Below are 23,110 nucleotides of genomic sequence, written 5' to 3'. Positions count from 1 at the left end.
CACCGATAAAGGCTCATCCGCGCGGGCCGCAAGACGCTGACTGGCACCGAAACGCAGGGCATCTTCATCGGTCGCCGCCGTCGGCAGCGACTGCTTCTCAACTCCTCGACAGACTGGATTGGGTCGATCTGGAACAGTCAGGGCGACGGCACGAACGAGCGCGATCTGAGCACAGCAGTCCTTCGCGCGGGTTCCGCCAACTCCCTTCGTGGTCATCGCCAATGCCGAGGCCCTGCGGTCCCAGATGGTTGTTCTGGAGCCCTCATGGACGGTTAGCCGAGGCCTGCCCGCATGGCCGCCGCCGGTACGCACACGGCGGCGGCATGCAACACTGGCAAGCCGATGACGGAGTGCGACCGGTTCAGAGCGCACTGAGGAACGCCATCAACTTGTCCTCCGGCCGATAGCGCCTGGCCTGCACACTGGGAGGCGCAACCGTGTCCAGCACACGCTCCTTCAACGTCAGATCGGCATCGAGGTAAATCTGAGTGGTCTCCAGCGATTCGTGGCCAAGCCACATCGCGATCACCGACCGATCTACTCCAGCCTGAAGGAGCTCCATCGCCGTGGTGTGCCGCAACACATGTGGCGTCACGCGCTTGCACGTCAAGGATGCGCAGGTCCGGCCAGCTGTGGCAACGTGCTTGGCCACAAGGTACTGGACGCCGTCGGCACTGAGGCGGTTGCCTCTGGCACTCGGGAACAGAATGACGGGCTCAGGTCCCAAGTCGCTGCTCATCCATGACCGCAACGCTGCCTGTGTCTGTTTGGCCAGCGGCGTGCAGCGCTCCTTGCGCCCTTTCCCGAGCACGTGGACGTGGGCGCCCGTGCCGAGCCTGACATCGGCGGCTCGTAGACCGGTGATCTCGGACAGACGCAGCCCGGTCTGAACCGCAAGCAACAACAGGGCATGGTCGCGCCGCCCCGCCCATGTGGTCCGATCGGGTGCGGCAAGCAAGGCTTCGACCTCTTCACGTGTCAGATGGCAGACCTGCTTGCGAGTGCACCGCTTGCTGGGAATCGCCAGGACCCGCTGGATCAGGCCTGCATGACCAGGCGATTCAAAGGCGGCGTACTGAAAGAACGACCGAATGGCGCTCTGCCGCAGGTTCCGGCTTCTGGCAGTCACGCCGCGTTCGTGCTCAAGGTCGGCAAGGAACGCCGCGATCAGCGGCGCGTCGAGTTGCTCCAACACCAGCGCGCTCGGGGCAACCTTGAGGCGCTTCTGGGCGAACCGGAGGAAGAGCCGGAAGGTGTCACGATAGGACGCGATCGTATGGGCGCTTGCCTGCCGCTGGTGCATGAGTCTTCGGGTGAAGAACCCCTCCAGCAGCACAGGGAGATTGCCAGTCGCGGCCGTCATGACAGCTTCTCCCAGTGACGCTCGAACCGGGCGAGCGCGTGGCCCATCAACTCGGGACACGCGCTGAGGTACCAGTAGGTGTACTCAATGCGCACGTGACCCAGAAAGGTTGACAAGGTCGGCAGGTGGCGCTCTACATCCTGGCCGGATCTGTACCAGCGCAGCAACGTTTGGATGGCAAAGCGGTGGCGCAGGTCATGCAACCGAGGGCGTGGAGCACCCGCGGAGGCGCGCACCTCCGCTTGGTCGAGCAACTGATAGAAGGTCCGATGGATGTGTCCCGGGTCAAGCGCCGTCCTCCGACCCGAGATGAAGAACTGCGGAGGCGCCAGCCGCTTGGCGAAGCGATCGCGGTGCGCGCGGTATTCCGCGAGTGCTGACCTGGTCGAGTCAGCAATCGGAGCCAGCCGAGACTTGCCGAACTTCGTCTGCCGAATGGTCAGCAAGCCTTGGTCGAGATCGACATCGCCGACCTCGAGACGGATCGCCTCACCGAGCCGCATCCCGGTGACGCTGAGCAGCCCCAAGAGGCAGTGGTAGGTCGCCCCTCGCAGGCCATCTGTAGGAGGCAGCGTCAACGCGCAAGCCATCAAGCGAGCAAGCTCATCGTCCGAGTACAGGTACGGTTGTCGCCGATGCCGATGTGAAGGAAGGAGGTTGGCGGGGGTGACCTCCGTGGCAGGGTCGAGCAACCGGTGGTGGAGCGTGAAGCCGCGAATCCGACGCAGCCGATCGGCGGCGAAGCCAGGGCGCGTGGATGGTTTGCTCAGGGCCCACTCTACGGCGGCGGCCGCCGTGATGGTCGTGACGCCGCGCCGGTCGAGAAAGTCCGTGAACTCGATCAGCGCATCTTCGTTCGCCCGAAGCTTGAACCCGAGCGCTCGCCGGAGTGCAAGGTAGTCGGAGGCAGCCTGTCTCAGCGGCGTCATTGCGCACCTCCCGGCCAAGAAGGAGCGACGGCCCGCAGGGAGCGAAGATCCACCTTCGCATAGATCGTCGTTGTCTGCTGCTGGCGGTGACGCAGCACTTCGCCGATCTCGGGCAGCGACGACCCCTCGCGCAGCAGTCGTGTGGCCAAGGTGTGACGGAGCACATGCGCTCCCTTGCTCGGCACATCGATGCCGGCGCGCTGAAGCGCGCGGCGGACGATCGCTGCAACAGCGGTACCACTGGAGAAGCCCTCGATCGGTGCCTGTGCTCGAAGGAAGACCTGCCGGGAGGAACAGCGTGGCCGGGCCTCGCTCAAGTATTGCGCCAGCGCTTGGCCCACCTCGTATGGAAGCGGGAGGCGATCGACTCGGGTTTGTCCATTGCGAACCAGCAACTCGCCGGCGTGCCAGTCGATGTCCTCCAGTTGTAGTGCTACCACCTCGCCAGCCCGCAGCCCGAGCCGCGCAAGTAGGACGATGACCGCGTAGTCACGACACCCACTCAGCTTAGCCCGATCACATTGGGCGAGGGTGCGCAGAACCTGATCGTCCTGGAGCGAGCGGGGGATCGATGATTGCGACCAAACAGCAGGCGCCGGTATGTGCGAAGACATATCGGTGTCGAGCCAGCCGCGGTAAAGCGCGAACCGTAGGAACGCCCGAACTCCACCGACGACTCTGCATGCAGAGTTCGGACGGCAGGTCTTCGTCGCCAGCCTGATGTGCGCCATGACGTCCGGCGCCCCCACGCTGTCGAACGTCAAAGGCCCGTTGGCGAAGAGGAACGTCAACAGATTTCTGGCCGTGATCCGGTTGGAGCGGATGGTTGCAGGCGCCAGATTGCGCTCGTGGCGCATGTAGTCGACATACTCGGCCTCGATCTGCTCAACCGCAGTTGGAGTGCGCTCAGCTGAGGGTGTGCAGATGATGCCCTGTGCCGCCAGATGCGCGAGCAGCCTTAGCAGCGTCGAACGGTCTTCGGCCCTTGGGGCGCGACGGCGCCTGCGGCCTCGCAAGAAGGTATCGACCGACTCTTCGGCTACTGCCGCGGCGGCTACGCCGCGTCCGTCCAACCACCGGCTGAAGTCTCCAACCAACCATGCGGCGCGGCGTCGTGAGTCGCGGCTATAGCCCTTTGCTGCCAATGAATCGATGAAGGAATCGATGCACACGCCCAGCGGGCCCTCGCGCATCCGCATCAGTGCGCGCGGGCGCACAAACAACTCTTCCATGAGGGTCTCCTTCCGGAGAAACCGTCCCCGGTGGAGTCGAACATATGGCAGTGAGGTTCCACCCCTGAACCCGAGTAGGTCGTGTCACCGATCGGAAGCATCGATGCCCGCTCGCGGCTCGGCCTGCATGGCGTCAAGGTCGATGACTGCATCGGCCATCGTTGCGAGGTGCGGGGTCTGGGTGATGAAGAACTCCTGCCGGTAGCCGCCGAGCCGAAGGACTTCGCGCTTCATGGCCATGAACATGCGCTTGTGTTCTGGGTCCAGCGGCCCATCGGCCTCGTCGGAGAACAGCGTGTCGAATCGCCGTCCGGTGTTCTGGGCCAAGTACAGGGCGATCGCGCGCGTCAGGCAGGCGTCGATGAAGGTTCGCTCACCGCCGCTCATCAGGCTAAGGCTCTTGCCACCGCGCGCGTCGGGGCTCAGCGTCCCGGATCCCGACGTGCTATGCCGCATCGCTTCGCAGGTACCTGCGGCGCAGTTGCAGGGGCGGGGACGTCGGCCGGATCGCGAACTCGGCATATCCGGGGTCTCGGCATAGTGGATCTCATGCCGATCACGGCATGAGATCCACACGCGCTCCCCGCCGCTCATCAGCCCCAGGCTCTTGCTGTCGCCCGACTCGCCGTCATGCACAACGATGTCAAAGCCCTCGCGTTGCTCGCCCTTGCCTGTCTCCACCAGCGTGAGAATGGACACGGTGAAGCGTGGGCCATAACAGGCCAGCAGCAGGTCATTGGCCAAGCCAGACAAAGCCGGGCCGGCATCGTCAATGGCCAGGGCGATCAGGCCATCGTTGCTCATACATCGGGCAAACAGGTTCCAATTTCCCAAGCTGCCCTCCGCCCGGGCCATGCGGGACTGCACCTGCACACGCCGATCAGCCAGGGCCCGCGCCTGAGCCGTCAATTCAATCCTGGACTGGGCATCGCGCTCGGCGGCCAGGTGGGCTTGCTCTGCGGTGGACAAGGCCAGGCGCGCTTGGGCCTCAGCCTGGGCGGCAGCGGCCAGTATCTGATGGTCAAAGGGCGTTGGCAAACCATGAAGCACCGCGTCCAGGCGATTGAGCGCCTCCCGGAAATGCTGCGCCTGTTGCACCAGGGCCTGCGCGATCCGCTGACGTGTGGCCTCGATCTGTTGGCGCTCGGCGTGCTCTTCGGTCGTCTCGTTGTCTTGGGTCCGGCCAAGCTCTGGCTCCAATGAGGACAGTTCAAGCTCAATGGTCTGCAAGGCGGCGCGGGCTTGGGTAATCTGGCCCGCCCTGGTCGCCAGCAGCGACATGCGGGACACCCGTGTTCGAGCCATGTCACCCAAGCGTTCGGCCAGCGCCAGCGCTTGAGGCGCCTGGGCCAGCTCCTCGTACCGATGGCGGATCAGGGACAATTCCTGTTCTGCCAGGGCCTTGTCCTGCGCCAGGCGGCTGATCTGGCCTTGTGCGCTGGGCATCAAGGTCTGGGCTTCATACGCATCCCCCAGCAGCTTGCATTGCCCTTGCAGATCGGTGCCCGCACAAGGCACCTCACCGACCAAGCCAAAGCGGTGCGCCAACTCCTGGGCCTTCAAAGCCGCCCTGCCTGCCTCCAGTTCGATGCTGGCTAGCTTCTGCACCAGCAGTCGTTCCGTGGCCTGTGCATCCCTCATCGCCTGCACCTGCTGTCGGCACACAACGATCCCCTGCTGCCTTGCACTCAGCACCTGTTCGGCCAGAGGCAGGCGATGTGCCGCACGCTGGACCGCGCCAGCCTCTTCGAGCACGGTCAGGCACTGGCGACGGGACTGCATGACCGTGCTCTGCCGAGACTGCGCATGCGTGCGCCGACTGGTGATGCGCTGCGCCAAGCGCTCCAGGCCCAGCAAGGCATCCTGCTCTTGAGCCTTGAGCCCCTCGATGGCTCGCGTGCCTGCAGCGATCAGCGCCTTGCGCTCCTCAAGCAACTGCGCACGACGCGCCTCGGTGCTCTGTGACTGATCCCGTTGGGCCTGCAAGCGGGCATGGCAAACCCGATGCCCATCCAATGCCTGCTGCGCTTGTTGCCGCTCAAGCAAGGCTTGCGCAACGCGGTCGGATGCACCTTGCAAGCGATGCAGCCCCGCATCCAGGCGAGCCTGCTCCGCATCCAGCCCGGCCGACTCCTGCCTGATGGCCGACAGCCCGGCCTTGATCAGTTTGGCGGTGTCATTGGCCTTTTGCCCCAACGCTCGGATTTCTTCCTGGCCGAGCAAGTCGGACAGCAAGCTCTTGATCTCGGCATTGCGGTAGGTGCTGAGTTGGCGCTTGCCCTGCGCTGAGAACGCGGAGGTGAAGAAGGTATCAGCGCTGCCACAAATTGCTTCTACACAGCGCGAGTAGGTCTCGACCTTGCCGTCGGACACCAGACCATCGTCGAGACAGACCGGGCGCCATTGGCCCACATCACTGAGCGCATACAAATAGGCCTCGGTCTTGTGGCGCCCGTTGAGCCGGATCACCACTTGGGATCGATAGCACCTGCCTTCATGTGACCAGGTCAGATCCTTTTCGTTCTCCGGCAGGCAGACATGGTCGTAGTAGGAAAAGCCGCCAGGGCCGCTCAAGGCCGCGCGTGACGGCATCGTCAGATAGGGGTGCATGTTGTCCATCAACGTGGTCTTGCCCCTCCCGTTGGCCCCGGCAATGGCGACGAGGTCGGCGCCATCGGCCAGGCGCTCGAAGTCCAGCGTCAACACGTCTTGTCCCAGGCCATCACGGATGCCCCGAAAGCCTTTGAGGGTGAGTTTGAGTGGTTGCATGGTTGGCTCCAGCGGTTTGCTGAAACCAGTTTCCGACGTGATCTCACGTTGTCAACGCCAGCTCGTCACCATAGTCCAGACACTCAATTCAGACTCTCGACGGGGTAGGAACGACCCAAAGCGGAAGTGGACCGCCGCGAACGAAGCTCCGCGTTGCCATCGTTCAAAGATGACCTTTGCAGCAATCGCCGCACCGGATTGATCGCTCGATTGAAAGAGAGAATAGGCGCCAACAATAGACACGATTCATCCGAATGCCTGCGCGATATCCTCAAGCTGCTAAAGACACAACCGAACATCACTTTGAGGAACTCATGCGGCATCAATGGGTGGGCCTCCGGTATCCGCTGACCGTGGACCCACTACGGATTCCTTGCGCCATTCGTTCGCAAGCGTCCAGCCGCGTTCCTGCTGAAAGATGTACCAGTCGTTCCAGCCATTCCTGCTCGTCCCAGTCACAGCTTTCGATGCCGCGGAGAACGAGCCGTGCCTTCCATCAATACCGGAGATGACGATGGCGCCTTGGACGACGGTCGCTGCATACTCGGTCCCTGCATAGGTGAAACGACACGTCGATCCGTTCGCCGGAAAGGCGTTGGCGCCAGTAGTCGGCTCAAACTCCGCATCAGTCCCCTGCGTTGCTGCACGAGTGCGTTTCGGTGCCCCCCAGACTACGCGCGCCAATTCAAATAACGCATTGCCTCGTTGACAGATAGTGGACTCATCCCATAGTTCGAACTCATTGAGTTCGCGGTTCAGGGCAAGTGCGGCAAATGCCCGAACAGCCGGCATCTTCACTGAGAATTGCCCGTTTGACACCGCAGTGTTGAGCGCGCCGGTGATCAGGGTGAGGTTGCCGATGGTGTTGACGATGCTGTTTCGAGCGCGAACCCTCTCCGAAAGATCAGGCGTGTAGTCCACTTCGGCCACCCCATCCATGCCGGGCAGAGCCCATTTCGTTTGCCATCGCTGCGGCATGATGTGCTCTATGGTCAGCGTTGACCGAATCTGAAGGTCCTCTGTCATTGCCGTGTGCTTTGCACGCTCGATCGTTTCCAAGATGTAGCGCAACCGAGGCTGGCGGTTGGTTCGGTACTGCTCGCGCATGACCCAGCTGCGTTGCCACTCTGCATCGTCGGGCCATCTATCTATGTCGGCGAGACGGCTTGACAAATACACGATCAATTCGTCAACCTTGTCGTCCTCGCACGTTCTAAGTCTGGATATCAACGTAGCGAAAAAGCGGTTGTAGTTCTTGGTCGTAAGGCCGCAGATGTCGCGACGTAGGATGTAGCTCTCCAATGTGCGGAAAGCCTCGCTGAGCCGCGGGGCGACAGATGGCTCAGTCGCGAGGTAGATCGCCAAGGGCATCGCGGTAGAAACGTCGAACGCGTTCGCGACTTGTCCAAACCGTCCGACTGGATCGCCTTCGCGGGGTGCGAACAGGCGTTGCTCGACCGCAGCTGTTGTTGAGATTGCCTCAAGCTCATCCGTCACCGACGCATAGGGCGCCTTATCCAGGGTCCACTTCCGGTACCCGGAGAAAAGATTCTCGATCGACACGATGTCTCCGATATGCATCGCGAGGTGATCGGTCAGCATCCAGTCAAGGCGCGAACGGGTCTGGCGGCCTCTCGACTCCTGAACCCGCCAAAAATTCCGATCGAGAGGCAGCCAATGCTTCTCATAGAGTTTGTCAACGTTGAGGCCGCCATCGCTCTGGCCAAGATCCTTTGCGCGCTGAAATATGAAATTTCGAAGTAGATCAGCGGGGGATAAGGGCATGCCCCGGCTGTTCAGCGTTTCGAAGATGGTCTGGGGATCATCGCCACCCTCTAGCTCAATCGACACTACGGCCAAGCCAGACTTCAGCGCCTCAAAAAGAATTTCGAGCCGGTCTTCCTGGTAGGTGCCGCCAACGTTGACATGGGCCGCAATACGTCTGCGAAATGCGTCATATGCAGAGGTCGACGCCTTGCCGACTAGCTCGTCGTTCTCAGCCAGCCCTGCGACACCTGTAAGGTCAGCAGTGGAGTCTAGGATCTTCACAAAGGCACGTCGGTCCGTGATCGACGGCCACAGCTTGTATCGCTCCTCCTCCCTCTCCATGACTCCGTCATTCAAGAGGTACTTGCCAATTTCTCTTGCGTAGCTGGATCCGTGGCTATCGGCTACATCGCGCAGGGCAGCGAGCAGCAACTGGAAGGTTGTCAATCGTTGTTGGCCATCAATGACTTCAAAGGCTTGAACCTGCTTTCCAAAGGTCTTGACCTGGCTGATGACGATAGCGCCCATGAAGTGTGGGATCAGACTTGATCTGTCCACCTCAATTCGCTTGACGGCACGCTCAATGTCCTCCCAAAGAAGTCCGATCTGCGGGGCCTCGCGCCACGAATACTGCCGTTGGTAGAGCGGAATCAAGTAGCGGCGCTTACCGTCGAATAAATCGATGATCGACCGAGTGAATGGTTTCATGGTTCAACGAGATCCGAGATATTTAGGAGACACGTTCGAGTTGATCATCAACCCGAATGAAGCGTACCAGCCGAACACACTGGGAGCGCTCCAATGCGACAGTTTTCTTATCGAGAAAGGGGCGGTCAATTTCTTAGGCGGAGCAGCATCGTCGACCGGAAGCAGTCATGAGTGATCGTTTGCGCCTGACCGTGTTGGTCGATGACACGCCACGTCCGCCCGATATGCCTCCAGACCGGCAAAGCAGAATGTCATCGCAGCACACCGTGCGCGGTTCAAAACGCCTCGTTGCCACCATCACCGAAACTTGAGCACTTCGCTTCCAAAATCCGTCCAACAATCTCCTGTGGCTGTGAACACACCAATTCATCAAGGCACCTCAGCAGCCCCGCGTCCTGAACACCCGTTGCCTGCGCCCAAGCCACAACCTTCTGCTCCAGGCTGGACAACTGCGAAATGCCTGCAGCCCTGGTGCGCACCACCGGCACGATGCGCCCTTCCAGCTTGACCTCTGCAGCCGCCCCCAGCACCTGCTGAATAGCCTCGCGATTGACCTCATGGCGATCTTCGTCGGCCACCGTCCACCGGACTCGCACGAACGCCCCCGCAACATCTTGCTGCGCCACTGCATCCCGCAAGGAGTCGAGGTCAGGCTTGCCATCGAACACAATGTCAACAGTCCGCCGAGCAGGTGTCGGCTGCAGCGTGCAGACCGCTGACGAGGTATCCACCTCCCACAGCAGCCAGCCTTTGTCGCCATCCTCCCCATAGTGGAAGCGCCCGATGGAGCCCGCATAGGCAATGCGCTGCTGCCCATGCCGCCCCTCACAGTCCCATGCTTGATGTCGGTGGATGTGCCCCAGCATGAAAGCCTGGGCCTCAGCAGCGAACAATGCGCCCGTGGTGAACTCGTGGTCGAATCCGGCCATGGGCACGCCGTGTTCGCTCATGCAACCAAAGACGGTGCCATGCGACACGCCGATGGACGGCACGGTCAAGGCCTGAGCTCGTCGGTGGCTCTCGGCAAACCCGGCCAGCAGAACGGCCAGGTGCTCGCCCACTGCCTCGGCAGCAGCCCCAGCCCCTACCGTGGCCGCCACGGCAGCCTTGTTGACCGTGGGCACGCAGCTGAACAGGGCCATGAGCCCATCTGGCAGCACATCGAAACGCCAGCTTGAAGATACCTGCCAGCAGCCGTTCGGCATGAGCGCCACTTGTCCGATCTGATCGGCCACATGGACAGGGTAACGCCCGCCCAAGGATTTGAAAATGGACAAGGTGCCCGGTGGCTCGTGAGAGAACGTGCCTTGCAGCATCAGCACCGGGCAATGGTCGGCCAGGCGACGCACCTGCGCCACCAGACGTTCGGCGGCGGGCGAATGCAGGTCCAGGGCGTGATCGGTTGAATCCCCAGACAGCACCGCAGCCTGCACACCCGAGGCCATGGCCATGTCGATGGCTGCCCCAAAACAGCGGTCGGCCTCGATCAGGTTCTTGGGGCCGTAATGAAGGTCAGAAAAATGAGCAATGCGAACCATGCCGTTTCTCCTTCACGACACCCGGTGCAGTTCGCTCTCGATCTTGTCGAGGTAGCCCTGCGGGTCGTTGCGATAGCGGTCCAGTTCATCCCAGGCACGGCGGCGGCCATGCGGGTTGAGCCGCCAGCCTCGGCCCCACCGGCGGTCGGCATAAGCCTGGTATTGCTCAGCAGCAATGCCATAGGCTTGGGCACGCGCAAGGAGGTGTTCCAAGGTGAGATCCCCGTCATGGACCGGGATGCCCTTGGGGGCATCAGCGATCACCGTATCCACAACAGCATCCAAATCAGCACCAGCGCCCTCCCACGTTGCCCCCCCATCCAGGACCTGGGTGGCCAGTTGAGCCTGAACAATGGCCGTGTCTTCGTCCTCCCTGTCACGCAACAAGGCGGTCACATCCACAGGCGCTTCCAATTCGATGATCCATTGCGGCACACGGGTGGGCAGGCCCGTCTCGTCGATGTGGGCAACCTCCATCAAGCGCTTGGTCAGGTAAAACGGGGTGCGTTGCCGATCCAGAAAGCCAGAGATACGACCGCCACGCAGAAAGCCGATGGTTTCGAACTTCTGGATGGCCGCGTTCATGGCGTAGAAGCTGTTGGTGGGCAACTCGAACGCACTGATGGAGCGGATGCCCGGGATGAAGAACAGGAACCGGCCGGTCAGGTTGCAGCGCCGCTGCTGGTAGTCAGCGCAGGACTCGGGCTCGCAGATGCCGCCATTGTCTTCACGCAGAACCGTCTTGCGCCCACCGAAGATGCGGATAGAGCGCCGCCCCGTGTTGTCCATGGGCACCGGCGCATGGCACATGCAGTGCCGCACACGGCCATCAGCCGAATACTGCGACCAGTAGCGTTTGTCCTGGGCCCCCCAGGCCGCGAGTTCGTGCGGCATCACGGTTTGCCATTGATCGGACGGAAAGACGATGGGGAATCGATAAAGGTGAAGGCCGTCACCTCGATCTTCGCCATAGGCTTCCAGGATCTGCTTGGGAATCTCGGGATTGGGAAAGTCTTGTGCCCGCACGGTGAACCAGGGAACGTTGCGCGGGATCAATGGTGACTTGAGTTGCGGCAGCGCCCCCACGATGGCGCGCTCGATCTGGTCAAAGGACTGCCCGGCCTCAACGCCCTCGTCGTAGAGGCGTTGAGCCTGGGGTTGCTCCGCCGCCTTGCGGGTGAGCACCTTGATGCCTGCGCGGATCTTGCCGCCTGTGGGGATGCGGGCGGGGCCTTGCCCCAGCAGTGTCGGCAGTGCTGCCGAGCCGCCCTGGACCGTGACAGTGGTTTTGACCATGGTGGCGCTCCTTCATGAACATGCGATGGTTCATGCTCTCGCGACTTCATGCGACGTCAAGCCCGAGCGCGTATGTGGCATTCTCGATAGCATGAACATCAGCGGCAAGCTCAGAGGCTGGGCAAGGCGGATCAAGCGAGACGGTGTGACGCTCTGGTTCGCTGGCAAACACCCGGCAACGCCGTGGTATGCGAAAGCCATCGGTCTTTTCGTCGTGGCCTATGCACTCAGTCCTATCGATTTGATCCCGGACTTCATCCCGGTGCTCGGTTACATGGATGATGTGTTGCTGCTGCCTTGTCTCATCTGGCTGACCATTCGGCTCTTGCCCGCTGAGGTTTTGGTCATCTGCCGCGAACAGGCTGACAACTGGCTGAAATTGCAGGGATCAAAACCAAGCAGCCGTTTTGGTGCGGTTCTGATCGTGCTTATCTGGATTGGGGTCTGTACAGCACTCTGGATATGGCTTTAGCCATATCGCAGGTCAAGGCAACGCCCGCCAGGCAAACTTGACACATGGGGTAGGCCTGCCTAAACTTCGTTCACTTGTACAGACTTACGGCGCAACTGCCTCTCATGCCCACGCACGCCTTCACCGTTCGCAAGCTCGCCGACACCGCAGGGGTCGGTGTGGAAGCGGTGCGCTTTTACCAGCGTCGCGGGTTGTTGCGTGAGCCTGCCCGTGAAGGCAATGGCTTTCGGCAGTACGACGAGAGTGACGTGCGGCGCCTGCGTTTCATCAAGCGCGCGCAAGAGCTGGGCTTTTCCCTTAACGATGTGGCCTCGCTGGTGTCTCTGAGCGCTGAGACCGATCAGGTGCGCGTTCGCGAGATCACCCAGCAACGTGTGCTGGACATCCGCCAGCGAGCCACCCACCTGGAAGCCATGGCCGTTGCCCTTGAAGGCTTGGTCACTTGTTGCCAGAAGTCGGCCAATGGCGATCACTGCCCCATCATCGCGGCCTTGGTCGATCACGACACCCGCCCCACAGAGCAGGTGGCCGCATGACCATGCCTCGCGCGCTCAAGCATTGGATTTGCCGACTGATGGTCGGCGTGATCCTGTTCGCGCAGATGAGCGTGGCGGCCTACGCCTGCCCCAGCAACGTCGTCTCCGGCAATGCCCCCGCCGACGCCATCACAGCGATGGGCGCCATGGTGGATTGCGAGCAGATGGGCGAAGGCATGGGCAAGCATCTGGACCAAGCCAACCCTGGCCTGTGCGCCGAGCATTGCCAACCCACCCAACAAAGCGATCACACCCAGGTGCCTACCGTGCCTGCGGCGATGTTGATCGCGCTGTACACCGTCGCCCTGATGGTGGACGCGTCAAGGCCAGATGGCCTGGCGCCGACTGCGGACAGCCGCCTTCATGCGGCACCACAACCGCTGTCCATACTGCACTGCTGCTTCCGAATTTGACACGCCGAGTGACGCGGCGCTGAAAGGCCTGACGGCCGCTTCAGCGCCTGGTCGCGCAGGTTGCTGGCCAATGCAGGCGCTTGGCGTTCCGCCCAGTCCTGCACACGCCCACGCCATTGGCTTCATTCGGAGGTGTCATGTTTCCCCATTTTTCGCTCTTGTCACGCAGGAGCATGCAACTGGTCGATGTCGGCCATCCCATTTGCATGCGCATGCTCACGCGCATTCGCACGCGCTTCCAAGGTGTCGCCGTTCTGGTGGCCCTCAGCCTCGCATCCTTCCATGCCCATGCCGGAGACGTCCTGACGTTTGAACAAGCGCTCGGGATGTCCCAGGCACGCTCACAACAACTGGTGGCCCAGAACCACGCCACGGCGGCTGCCCGCGACATGGCTGTTTCGGCCGCTCAGCAGCCCGATCCCGTCCTCAAACTGGGCATCAACAACCTGCCCATCAGCGGACCTGATCGCTTCAGTGTCACCCGCGATTTCATGACCATGCGCTCAGTGGGTCTCATGCAGGAGTTCACCCGTGAGGACAAACGTCTTGCACGGTCCATGCGCTTCGAGCGGGAAGCCCGGGCCAGCGAAGCCAGCCGTGCACAAGCGCTGGCTCAACTGCAACGAGACACGGCCATCGCCTGGCTGGATCTCTGCTACCAGGAACGCATGCTGGCCCTGGTCAAGGCACAGCGCGATGAAATCCGCCTGCAAGTTGAGGCGACTGAGGTCGCCTACCGAGGGGGCAGAGGATCGCAAACCGATGTGCTCGCTGCGCGCGCAGCGCTCGCTCAGATGGATGACCGCATCGACCAGATCACGCGTGAGGTCAGCACAGCGCAGACCGCACTGCGCCGGTGGACAGGACGTGTGGCCGTCACGCCCCTGGGTGATGCGCCCGACACCAGCCATGTTCCCTTGCACTTGAGCGATCTGGAAAGCACCCTGACCACACACCCTGACATCACCGTCCTGATCCGGCAAGAAGAGATGGCCCAGGCCGATGCGGACCTGGCCCGAGCCAACAAGCAAGCCGACTGGGGTGTGGAGCTGATGCTCAGTCAACGTGGGCCCGGCTATTCCAAGATGGCCTCTGTCAATGTCTCCGTTCCCTTGCAATGGGATCAAAAGAGCCGTCAGGACCGGGACCTGGCTGCCAGGTTGGCCACCGTGGAGCAAATGCGCGCCCAGCGCGAAGAGGCCACACGGGAGCACCTTGCCCAGGTCACGGTGATGCTCCAAACCTGGCAGAGCAGCCGGGATCGCCTGCGCCGCTACGACAGCGCCTTGATCCCGCTGGCTGCCGAGCGAACACAGGCCGCCTTGACCGCCTACCGAGGCGGCAGCGGCACGCTGGCCTCCGTGCTGGAGGCTCGCCGCATGGCCTTGGACACCCAAATGGACCGGCTGCGACTCGACATGGACACCGCTCGCATCTGGGCGCAGCTCAACTACCTGATCCCGGTGGAACACGACGCGGCCATGCCCGTTCTTGACCACTGACACGGAGCCTCACATGAAACTCAAAAATCTGGTGATCGCCATGATTGCCGCCACAGCACTGAGTGCCGCTGCATATGGCCTGTACGCATTGGGCATGCAAAGAGGCATGGGCATGAATGCCGATGCTGAACTGCGCCCCGCTCAGCCTGCCACAGAAGCAAACGCCACCCAAGCCCTGCCGCAAAGCGTGGCCGAGGGTGAAGACGCCACCCGGCGACACATCGCCGATGGCCTCAAGGCTGGCGACATGGACCCGGTCACCGGCAAGAAGGTCTTGTACTACCACGACCCCATGGTGCCGGGCAACAAGTTCGACAAGCCCGCGAAGTCGCCTTTCATGGACATGATGCTGGTGCCCGTCTACGCAGACAGCGATGGTGACCAGGGCAAGGTCACCGTCAGCCCGCGCATCCAGCAGAACCTGGGTGTACGCACTGCAGAGGTCACAGAAGGGGTGCTGTCGCCCCAGGTCTCTGCCGTGGGCAGCATCGCTTACAACGAACGCGACCAGGTTGTCATGCAAGCACGGGCCGCCGGGTTTGTGGAGCGGCTGCATGTGCGCGCCACGCTGGATGCGGTCAAACAAGGTCAGCCCCTGGCCGATCTCTATGTGCCTGATTGGGTGGCCGCGCAAGAAGAGTTCTTGTCTGTTCGCCGCATGCGGGGTGCCGACATGGGCAGCTTGGTGGATGGCGCTCGCCAGCGCATGCGTCAGGTGGGCATGAGCGAGGATCAGATCAAGCGCGTCGAGCAAACCGGCAAGACCCAGCCGCGTATCACCCTGGTGGCGCCCATCGGCGGCGTGCTCAGCGAGTTGATGGTGCGTGAAGGCATGTCCGTGATGCCGGGGGCCACTTTGTTGCGCATCAACGGCGTGTCCACGGTTTGGGCCAACGCCGAAGTGCCGGAGAGTCAAGTCGCGCAACTGCGCCAAGGCACCAAGGTGCAGGCCCGCAGCCCGGCTGTGCCTGGCACCACCTTTGAAGGCACGGTTCAGGCCCTGGTGCCGGAGGTCAGCCCTGGCACCCGCACCCTCAAGGCCCGCGTGCAGTTGAACAACCCCGGCATGCGCCTAGTGCCAGGCATGAGCGTGGCCATGCAGTTCATGGACATGCGTGCCGAGAAGGCCTTGTTGATCCCCACCGAGGCAGTCATCCAGACGGGCAAACGCACCGTGGTGATGCTGGCCGAAGACAAAGGTCGGTTCCGCCCGGTCGAGATCGAGACGGGCATCGAGAGCGATGGGCAAACCGAGGTCAAGCGCGGCCTGGATGTGGGCCAGCGTGTGGTGGTGTCATCGCAGTTCCTCATCGATTCGGAAGCCAGCCTCAAGGGTGTTGAGGCGCGGCTCAATGGCTCACCGGCACCGACCATGGACAACACCGCACCCAGACACGAAGGTCAGGGCAAGGTGGAAGCCCTGGCAGGCGAAGCCATCACCTTGTCGCACGGGCCGATTGCCTCACTCAAGTGGGGCTCTATGACGATGGATTTCAAGGCGCCACTCAAGGGCGGGCTGCCCCGCCATCTGGAAGTGGGTGACCCGGTGAGCTTTGAGTTCTACATGGATGCCGACGGCATGCCGCAGTTGACCCGACTGTCGCACCTGGCACCTGAGCCCCAGCCTGCGTCCGAGGCGCCCCATCAAGCCCATGGGACAGCCAAGCAAGGGAGCAAGCCATGATCGCCCGCCTGATCCGTTGGTCCATCACCAACCGCTTCCTGGTGCTGCTGGCCACCTTGATGCTCAGTGCATGGGGGGTGTATTCGGTTGCGAGAACGCCCCTGGACGCCTTGCCCGACCTGTCTGATGTGCAAGTCATCATCCGCACGACCTACCCAGGCCAGGCACCGCGCATCGTCGAGAACCAGGTCACCTACCCGCTGACCACGACCATGCTGTCGGTGCCTGGTGCCAAAACGGTGCGGGGGTACTCCTTCTTCGGCGACTCTTATGTTTACGTGCTGTTTGAGGACGGCACCGATCTGTACTGGGCCCGCTCGCGTGTGCTGGAGTACCTGAACCAGGTTCAGTCGCGTTTGCCTGCCAGCGCCAAGGCTTCGCTGGGGCCCGACGCCACGGGCGTGGGCTGGATCTACCAATACGCCCTGGTGGACCGTGGGGGCACACAGGATGCCGGGCAACTTCGAGCGTTGCAGGACTGGTTCTTGAAGTACGAACTCAAGACAGTGCCGAATGTGGCGGAAGTGGCCTCGGTGGGCGGCATGGTGCGCCAGTACCAAGTGGTGCTGGACCCCGACAAACTGGCCACCTACGGCATCCCGCACACCCAGGTGGTCGAGGCCATCCAGAAGGCCAACCAGGAAGCGGGTGGCTCGGTGCTGGAACTGGGCGAGGCCGAGTACATGGTGCGTGCCTCTGGCTACCTGCAATCGCTGGACGATTTCCGACAAGTGCCCCTGATGACCACCAACGCAGGTGTTTCAGTGCGCTTAGGGGATGTGGCCCGCATCCAGATGGGGCCCGAGATGCGCCGGGGCATTGGTGAGTTGGACGGTGAGGGGGAGGCCGCTGGCGGCGTGATCGTGATGCGCTCAGGCAAGAACGCATTGGAGACGATTGCAGCCGTCAAGGCCAAGCTCAAGACCCTGCAAGCCAGCTTGCCCAAAGGGGTGGAGATCGTGCCTGTGTACGACCGATCCACCCTCATCGAGCGTGCGGTGGAGAACCTCTCGCACAAGCTGCTCGAAGAGTTCGCCGTGGTCGCCGTGGTGTGCTTTGTCTTTTTGTTTCACCTGCGCTCGGCGCTGGTGGCCATCATCTCGCTGCCCCTAGGCATCCTGGCGGCTTTCATCGTCATGCACTACCAAGGGGTGAACGCCAACATCATGTCGCTGGGTGGCATCGCCATTGCCATTGGCGCCATGGTGGATGCAGCCGTGGTGATGATCGAGAACGCACACAAGCACCTGGAACATTGGGAGCAGGCCCACCCCGATCAAACGCTGGAAGGTGCCGAGCGTTGGAAGGTCATCGGCGACTCGGCGGCCGAGGTCGGGCCCGCGCTGTTTTTCTCACTGTTGATCATCACGCTGTCTTTTGTGCCAGTGTTCACGTTGGAGGCGCAAGAGGGGCGGCTGTTCTCGCCGCTGGCCTTCACCAAAACCTATGCCATGGCGGCGGCAGCGGGCTTGTCAGTCACGCTGATTCCCGTGCTGATGGGCTACCTGATCCGTGGCCGCATCCCCAGCGAGCAGAGCAACCCGCTCAACCGATTCCTGATTGCCATCTACCGCCCACTGCTCAATGCGGTCTTGCAAGGCCCCAAGCGCACGCTGGCGGTGGCCACCGTGTTGCTGTTGCTCAGCTTGTGGCCCTTGCAGCACATTGGCGGCGAGTTCATGCCCAAACTGGACGAGGGCGACTTGCTCTACATGCCCACGGCTCTGCCGGGCTTGTCCGCAGGCAAGGCCGCCGAGTTGCTTCAGCAGACCGACCGCTTGATCAAGACCGTGCCTGAAGTGGCCAGCGTGTACGGCAAAGCAGGCCGTGCAGAGACCGCGACCGACCCGGCTCCCATGGAGATGTTCGAGACCACCATCCAGTTCAAGCCCAAGGACCAATGGCGCCCCGGCATGACGCAAGACAAGCTGGTCGATGAACTGGACCGCATCGTCAAGGTGCCTGGCCTGGCCAACATCTGGGTGCCCCCCATCCGCAACCGTATCGACATGCTGGCCACCGGCATCAAGAGCCCCGTGGGCGTCAAGGTGGCGGGCACCGACCTGGCCACCATCGACCGGCTCACGGGCGAGATCGAGCGTGCGCTCAAGGACGTGCCCGGTGTGAGCAGCGCCCTGGCCGAACGCTTGACAGGTGGCAGGTATGTGGATGTCAACATCCGACGCGATGCCGCAGCACGCTTTGGCATGAACATCGCCGACGTGCAGTCCGTCATCAGCTCAGCCGTGGGTGGCGAGAACATCGGCGAGACGGTCGAAGGCTTGCAGCGCTTCCCGATCAACCTGCGCTACCCACGGGAAACGCGCGATTCATTGGAAAAGCTACGCACGTTGCCCATCGTCAATGAGCGCGGTCAACGCCTGATCCTGTCCGATGTGGCAGACATCCTAGTCACAGATGGCCCGCCCATGTTGCGCAGCGAGAATGCGCGCTTGTCGGGCTGGGTGTATGTGGACATCCGGGGGCGGGATCTGCGTTCAGCGGTGCAGGACATGCAAAAGGCCGTCACAGCCAAGGTCAGGTTGCCGCCGGGCTACTCGGTGTCTTGGTCAGGCCAGTTCGAGTTCCTGGAGCGGGCCACGGCCAAGCTCAAGGTGGTGGTGCCCTTCACGCTGCTGATCATCTTCGTGTTGCTGTACATGACCTTCGGGGTGTTTGACGAGGCCTTGCTGATCATGGCCACGCTACCCTTTGCCCTGGTGGGCGGCATCTGGTTGCTCTACCTGCTGGGCTACAACCTGTCGGTGGCAGGGGCTGTGGGCTTCATCGCGTTGGCGGGGGTGTCGGCCGAGTTCGGCGTGATCATGCTGCTCTACCTCAAGCAGGCTTGGGGCGAGCGCATCGACAAGGGCCAGGTCAGTGTCGATGACCTGCTGGACGCCATCCGTGACGGTGCCGTGCTGCGCGTGCGCCCCAAGGCCATGACGGTGGCCGTGATCCTGGCGGGCTTGCTGCCGATCATGTGGGGGGCAGGCACGGGCTCCGAGGTCATGCAACGCATTGCTGCACCCATGGTCGGGGGCATGATCACGGCGCCACTGCTGTCGATGTTCGTGATTCCGGCTGCGTACCTGCTGATTCGCCGCAGCAAAAAGGCAAGGCACGCCACGCAAGCGCCTCACATGAAACATGCCTGAAGGCTGTCACGCCATCACCCACAACAACAGCCACCTCGACTGGCCTTCTCGGGTTTGAGCGGCCCATTTGTCATCACCACAGGGGTGTAACCAGCCTCCTGGATTGCGTCGCGAAGTTCATCTGCATCCGCCTCGGTGGGTTCGATCTGGACCTGGTGCGACTGCAACTCGATCCGTACAGTGGCCTCTTTATCGATGGCCCGCACCGCCTTGGTGATGGTGCTGACGCAATGGCCGCAAGTCATGTCCTTGACTTCAAAAGTGATCATCAGAAACTCCGAATGGTTTTTGGTGGGTTCACTTTCAAGCTTCCCACAGCAGGAAGGTCAAGCACCTGTTTTCAATAACCATGCCGTCGAAGCAAGTAATTGCCACATGACTTTACATTCCCACGATGGGAAGCTTGAGGATCCACGACAAACATCAACCACCTATACGGGCACACCATGATCTCCCCGCAAAAGCCGCTGGCCACATTCCGAATCGACATCCCCATCTCGGGGATGACTTGCGCCTCTTGTGTGTCCAGGGTAGAAAAATCGCTCAAGGCAACGGCTGGTGTGCAAAGCGCCAACGTCAATTTGGCCACCGAAGTGGCATCGGTCCAAGCGGACCCATCTGTGAACCTTGAGGTACTCAGCGCAGCCGTCCGCAAGGCCGGCTACGACCTGAAGACCACCGATGTGGCCCTCCATATCGAGGGCATGACCTGCGCCTCTTGCGTCACCCGGGTGGAAAAAGCCTTGCTCAAGGTTCCCGGCGTTTTGTTAGCCTCCGTCAACCTGGCAACCGAACAGGCCGCCGTGCGTGCACTCTCCACGATCCCACCCGCATCTCTCGTGGCAGCGGTCACCAAGGCAGGCTATGTGACTCAATTGAAGCAGGCAGCCGAGCCCGCAAAGCCCAACACCCTGCCGACATGGGGGCCCGTGGCGATCGCTTCTGTTTTAACCTTGCCTCTGGTATTGCCCATGGTGCTGCAGTTGGTGGGGATCGACTGGATGCTCAATGGCTGGCTGCAACTCGCACTGGCCACGCCGGTGCAATTCTGGCTGGGCTGGCGCTTCTACCGGGCAGGATGGCGGGCCGTCAAGGCCAAGGCCGGCAACATGGACCTGCTGGTTGCGCTTGGCACGTCCGCAGCCTTCGGCCTGTCCGTCTACCTTCTGATGCGGCATTCACAGCACGGCATGCCGCACCTCTATTTCGAAGCCTCGGCTGCCGTGATCACGCTCGTTCTCCTGGGCAAGTGGCTGGAGGATCGCGCAAAGCGGCAGACCACGGATGCGATTCGCTCTCTGAACGCCTTGCGGCCGAGCACGGCACTGGTACGACGCGATGGCGTTGACGTAGAAATGCCCGTGGCCGACGTGCGGGTCGGTGACCTGGTGTGCATACGCCCGGGTGACCGCGTGCCCATCGATGGCGACATCATGGAGGGGCGCAGCCACGTAGATGAATCGCTCATCACCGGCGAAAGCCTGCCTGTGTCCAAACAAGTGGGTGATCAGGTGACCGGCGGGGCCATCAACGCCGAGGGCATGCTGATTGTCAGGACGCAGGCCGTCGGTGCCGAAACAACCCTGGCACGCATCATCCGACTGGTCGAGTCGGCCCAGGCGGGCAAGGCGCCTATTCAGCGCATCGTGGACCGTGTCAGCGCCGTGTTCGTTCCGGTGGTGTTGGGGATCGCGTTGCTCACCTTCCTGGCTTGGCTTGGCATCAACGGAGACTGGGAGCATGCCCTGATCAACGCTGTGGCTGTGCTGGTGATCGCCTGCCCATGTGCATTGGGCCTGGCCACACCCACGGCGATCATGGTCGGAACAGGTGCCGCCGCACGCCGAGGCATCCTCATCAAGGATGCTCAGGCATTGGAGATCGCGCATTCGGTGACCGTCGTGGCGTTCGACAAAACAGGCACACTGACGGAAGGCAAGCCGACGCTGGTAGCCGTTGTCCCGGCCGAAGGGTCAGGCATTGACGAAGTGGTCGCTCTGGCCGCAGCGTTGCAACAAGCAAGCAGCCATCCGCTGGCACTGGCAGTCACCACCCACGCCCGCGACGCCAGCCTCACCATCCCCTCTGTGCAAGATGCCAAGGCACTGGCGGGCCGGGGCGTCGAGGGCATGGTGAGGGGAGCCAAGTTGATGCTGGGCAACACCAGACTTTTGAATGAACTGGGGGTGGATGCAGGTGCGCTCGGCACGCAAGCCGATGTGTTGGAGCGGCAAGGACGGACCTTGTCATGGCTTGTGCAGCAAAACGCAGGCGGCTTTGAACTGTTGGGGCTGATGGCCTTCGGAGACACCGTCAAGCCCACGGCAGCTGCAGCGGTGAGAAACCTGCACCAACTGGGCATCAAAACCCTCATGCTGACCGGCGACAACCAGGGCAGCGCTGATGCGGTCGCGCAGGCCCTGGGTATTCTCGATGTGCGAGCGGAGGTGCTGCCCAGCGACAAAGCGGCCATCGTGCAAGCCTTGCGCGCCAGCGGTGAGGTCGTGGCCTTCGTGGGTGATGGCCTGAACGATGGCCCTGCCCTGGCTGCAGCATCTTGCGGTTTTGCGATGGCCGGAGGTGCTGACGTGGCAACCGAGACCGCAGGCGTCACGCTGATGCGCGGCGACCCCAGGCTGGTGGCCGACGCCCTGGATGTGTCGCGGCGAACCTATGCCAAGATCAAGCAGGGGCTGTTCTGGGCCTTTGCCTATAACGTCCTGGGCATCCCACTGGCGGCACTGGGCATGCTCAACCCCGTCATCGCGGGTGCCGCCATGGCGCTCAGCAGCCTCAGCGTCATCGCCAATGCGCTCTTGCTGCGCCGTTGGCGGGGTGCGATGGAAAACGAGTTGCCACAGCACACCAAGCCTGCCACCGTCAATTCACAAGGAGCCGCTGCATGAGCGAACACATGAACATCGGAGAAGCAGCCAAGGCCTCTGGCGTGTCGGCCAAGATGATCCGGCACTATGAAAGCGTGGGGCTCTTCCCCGGCGCTTTGCGAACCGATGCAGGTTACCGCCAGTACACCGACAAGGAGGTCGGCACCTTGCGCTTCATTCGGCAAGCCAGAGACCTCGGGTTCTCGCTGGATCAGATCCGCGAACTGCTGGGACTATGGCAAGACCGTCGACGCCCAAGCCGCCAGGTGAAGGCGCTGGCCCAGGCCCATCTGCAGGAGTTAAATCAGAAGCTCCAGGAATTGCTTGCCATGAAGGCCACCCTCGAACACCTCGTTCATTGCTGCCATGGTGATGACAGACCGGACTGCCCGATCCTCGATATCCTGGCAACCCCACATGCCCAAAGCGAAACGAAGCCCGCGCGGAGCGGGCTGCGGTCAGGTCGGCAAAGTTGACCTGGACGATGTGGGCAAGCAACGCATCATCCAATCAATCCAGGTGTCCTTCGCTGATCAGGTTGCCAAGCCTTGCCACCTCGTTGCTGCTCGCAACTATCTTCTTCCCGTCGACGGTTTCTAACGTTTCCCCTTTTTTCATGTAAACGGCTTTCCCATACTTACTTTCCTTCGCCATTTTTCCATCCTTGAAAAGGTAAAGCGTGCCACCATCTTTCAGTTGATGCGTAGCAGCGGCCTGATTTTTTGCCGCATCACCAGCATAAACAGATCCGACAAATCCAATCAAGGCGACAAGCGTGATCAACGAGGTAGAATTTTTCATGGTGTTTCCTCTTGGAAATTTGCAAAGATGTGGCCTTCGAATAAAATATACAAGACC

17 protein-coding genes are annotated in these 23,110 nt (G+C 61.9%); 8 read left to right on the top strand and 9 right to left on the bottom strand.

The features are described from left to right. Window positions 1–361: 361 nt before the first annotated feature. The 7 genes from EV672_RS16470 to EV672_RS16435 form a co-directional block, all read right to left on the bottom strand. Window positions 362–1,363, bottom strand: a complete 1,002-nt coding sequence (locus EV672_RS16470; RefSeq protein WP_133611082.1) for a site-specific integrase — start codon at window positions 1,361–1,363, stop codon at window positions 362–364. Beyond that, on the bottom strand, window positions 1,360–2,292 hold the full coding sequence (locus tag EV672_RS16465) for a tyrosine-type recombinase/integrase (RefSeq protein WP_133611081.1): 933 nt from the start codon (window positions 2,290–2,292) through the stop codon (window positions 1,360–1,362). Before EV672_RS16465 ends, EV672_RS16470 begins: the two co-directional genes overlap by 4 nt. Beyond that, window positions 2,289–3,524, bottom strand: a complete 1,236-nt coding sequence (locus EV672_RS16460; protein WP_133611080.1) for a site-specific integrase — start codon at window positions 3,522–3,524, stop codon at window positions 2,289–2,291. Before EV672_RS16460 ends, EV672_RS16465 begins: the two co-directional genes overlap by 4 nt. Before the next feature lie 84 nt (window positions 3,525–3,608). Further along, window positions 3,609–6,293: an AAA family ATPase gene (locus EV672_RS16450; RefSeq protein WP_208110795.1), complete on the bottom strand. Its 2,685-nt coding sequence runs from the start codon at window positions 6,291–6,293 to the stop codon at window positions 3,609–3,611. A gap of 312 nt (window positions 6,294–6,605) precedes the next feature. Further along, window positions 6,606–8,768, bottom strand: coding sequence for a DUF262 domain-containing protein (locus tag EV672_RS16445; protein ID WP_133611079.1), 2,163 nt, complete (start codon window positions 8,766–8,768; stop codon window positions 6,606–6,608). A 275-nt stretch (window positions 8,769–9,043) separates the two neighbouring features. After that, the gene (locus EV672_RS16440; protein ID WP_133611078.1) at window positions 9,044–10,306 is read right to left on the bottom strand and encodes a metallophosphoesterase family protein; all 1,263 of its coding nucleotides are present in this window, start codon (window positions 10,304–10,306) and stop codon (window positions 9,044–9,046) included. A gap of 12 nt (window positions 10,307–10,318) precedes the next feature. Next, on the bottom strand, window positions 10,319–11,602 hold the full coding sequence (locus tag EV672_RS16435; protein WP_133611077.1) for a recombination directionality factor: 1,284 nt from the start codon (window positions 11,600–11,602) through the stop codon (window positions 10,319–10,321). Window positions 11,603–11,693: 91 nt separating this feature from the next. Between EV672_RS16435 and EV672_RS16430 the strand changes: the two genes are divergently transcribed. The 6 genes from EV672_RS16430 (at window position 11,694) to EV672_RS16405 (ending at window position 19,367) form a co-directional block, all read left to right on the top strand. Continuing rightward, complete coding sequence (locus EV672_RS16430; RefSeq protein WP_133611134.1) at window positions 11,694–12,074, top strand: YkvA family protein; 381 nt, start codon at window positions 11,694–11,696, stop codon at window positions 12,072–12,074. Window positions 12,075–12,178: 104 nt separating this feature from the next. Continuing rightward, on the top strand, window positions 12,179–12,610 hold the full coding sequence (locus EV672_RS16425) for a MerR family transcriptional regulator (protein ID WP_133611076.1): 432 nt from the start codon (window positions 12,179–12,181) through the stop codon (window positions 12,608–12,610). Then, on the top strand, window positions 12,607–13,023 hold the full coding sequence (locus EV672_RS16420) for a hypothetical protein (RefSeq protein ID WP_133611075.1): 417 nt from the start codon (window positions 12,607–12,609) through the stop codon (window positions 13,021–13,023). Before EV672_RS16425 ends, EV672_RS16420 begins: the two co-directional genes overlap by 4 nt. A 326-nt stretch (window positions 13,024–13,349) precedes the next feature. Beyond that, window positions 13,350–14,525, top strand: coding sequence for a TolC family protein (locus EV672_RS16415; protein WP_243738730.1), 1,176 nt, complete (start codon window positions 13,350–13,352; stop codon window positions 14,523–14,525). Window positions 14,526–14,538: 13 nt separating this feature from the next. Next, complete coding sequence (locus EV672_RS16410) at window positions 14,539–16,209, top strand: efflux RND transporter periplasmic adaptor subunit (RefSeq protein WP_133611074.1); 1,671 nt, start codon at window positions 14,539–14,541, stop codon at window positions 16,207–16,209. Next, complete coding sequence (locus EV672_RS16405; RefSeq protein ID WP_133611073.1) at window positions 16,206–19,367, top strand: efflux RND transporter permease subunit; 3,162 nt, start codon at window positions 16,206–16,208, stop codon at window positions 19,365–19,367. Before EV672_RS16410 ends, EV672_RS16405 begins: the two co-directional genes overlap by 4 nt. Window positions 19,368–19,381: 14 nt before the next feature. Here the strand turns inward: EV672_RS16405 and EV672_RS16400 are convergent, their stop codons facing one another. Continuing rightward, on the bottom strand, window positions 19,382–19,636 hold the full coding sequence (locus EV672_RS16400; RefSeq protein ID WP_133611072.1) for a heavy-metal-associated domain-containing protein: 255 nt from the start codon (window positions 19,634–19,636) through the stop codon (window positions 19,382–19,384). Window positions 19,637–19,813: 177 nt separating this feature from the next. On the opposite strand from EV672_RS16400, the gene EV672_RS16395 reads away from it, so the two are divergent. Beyond that, window positions 19,814–22,273 carry a heavy metal translocating P-type ATPase gene (locus EV672_RS16395; protein WP_133611071.1) on the top strand — a complete coding sequence of 820 codons (2,460 nt, stop codon included), beginning with the start codon at window positions 19,814–19,816 and terminating at the stop codon, window positions 22,271–22,273. An 8-nt stretch (window positions 22,274–22,281) separates the two neighbouring features. Then, window positions 22,282–22,728 (top strand): Cu(I)-responsive transcriptional regulator, encoded by a 447-nt coding sequence (gene cueR / locus EV672_RS16390; protein ID WP_125244136.1) that lies wholly within the window; start codon window positions 22,282–22,284, stop codon window positions 22,726–22,728. A gap of 34 nt (window positions 22,729–22,762) precedes the next feature. Here the strand turns inward: cueR and EV672_RS16385 are convergent, their stop codons facing one another. Beyond that, complete coding sequence (locus EV672_RS16385; RefSeq protein WP_133611070.1) at window positions 22,763–23,053, bottom strand: CopK family periplasmic copper-binding protein; 291 nt, start codon at window positions 23,051–23,053, stop codon at window positions 22,763–22,765. Between the last annotated feature and the right edge of the window lie 57 nt (window positions 23,054–23,110).

The organism is Aquabacterium commune, assembly GCF_004362855.1.
Taxonomy (GTDB): domain Bacteria; phylum Pseudomonadota; class Gammaproteobacteria; order Burkholderiales; family Burkholderiaceae_C; genus Aquabacterium; species Aquabacterium commune.
The sequence above is the reverse complement of the archived record's forward strand: the minus strand, read 5'-3'. Positions and strand labels throughout refer to the sequence as shown.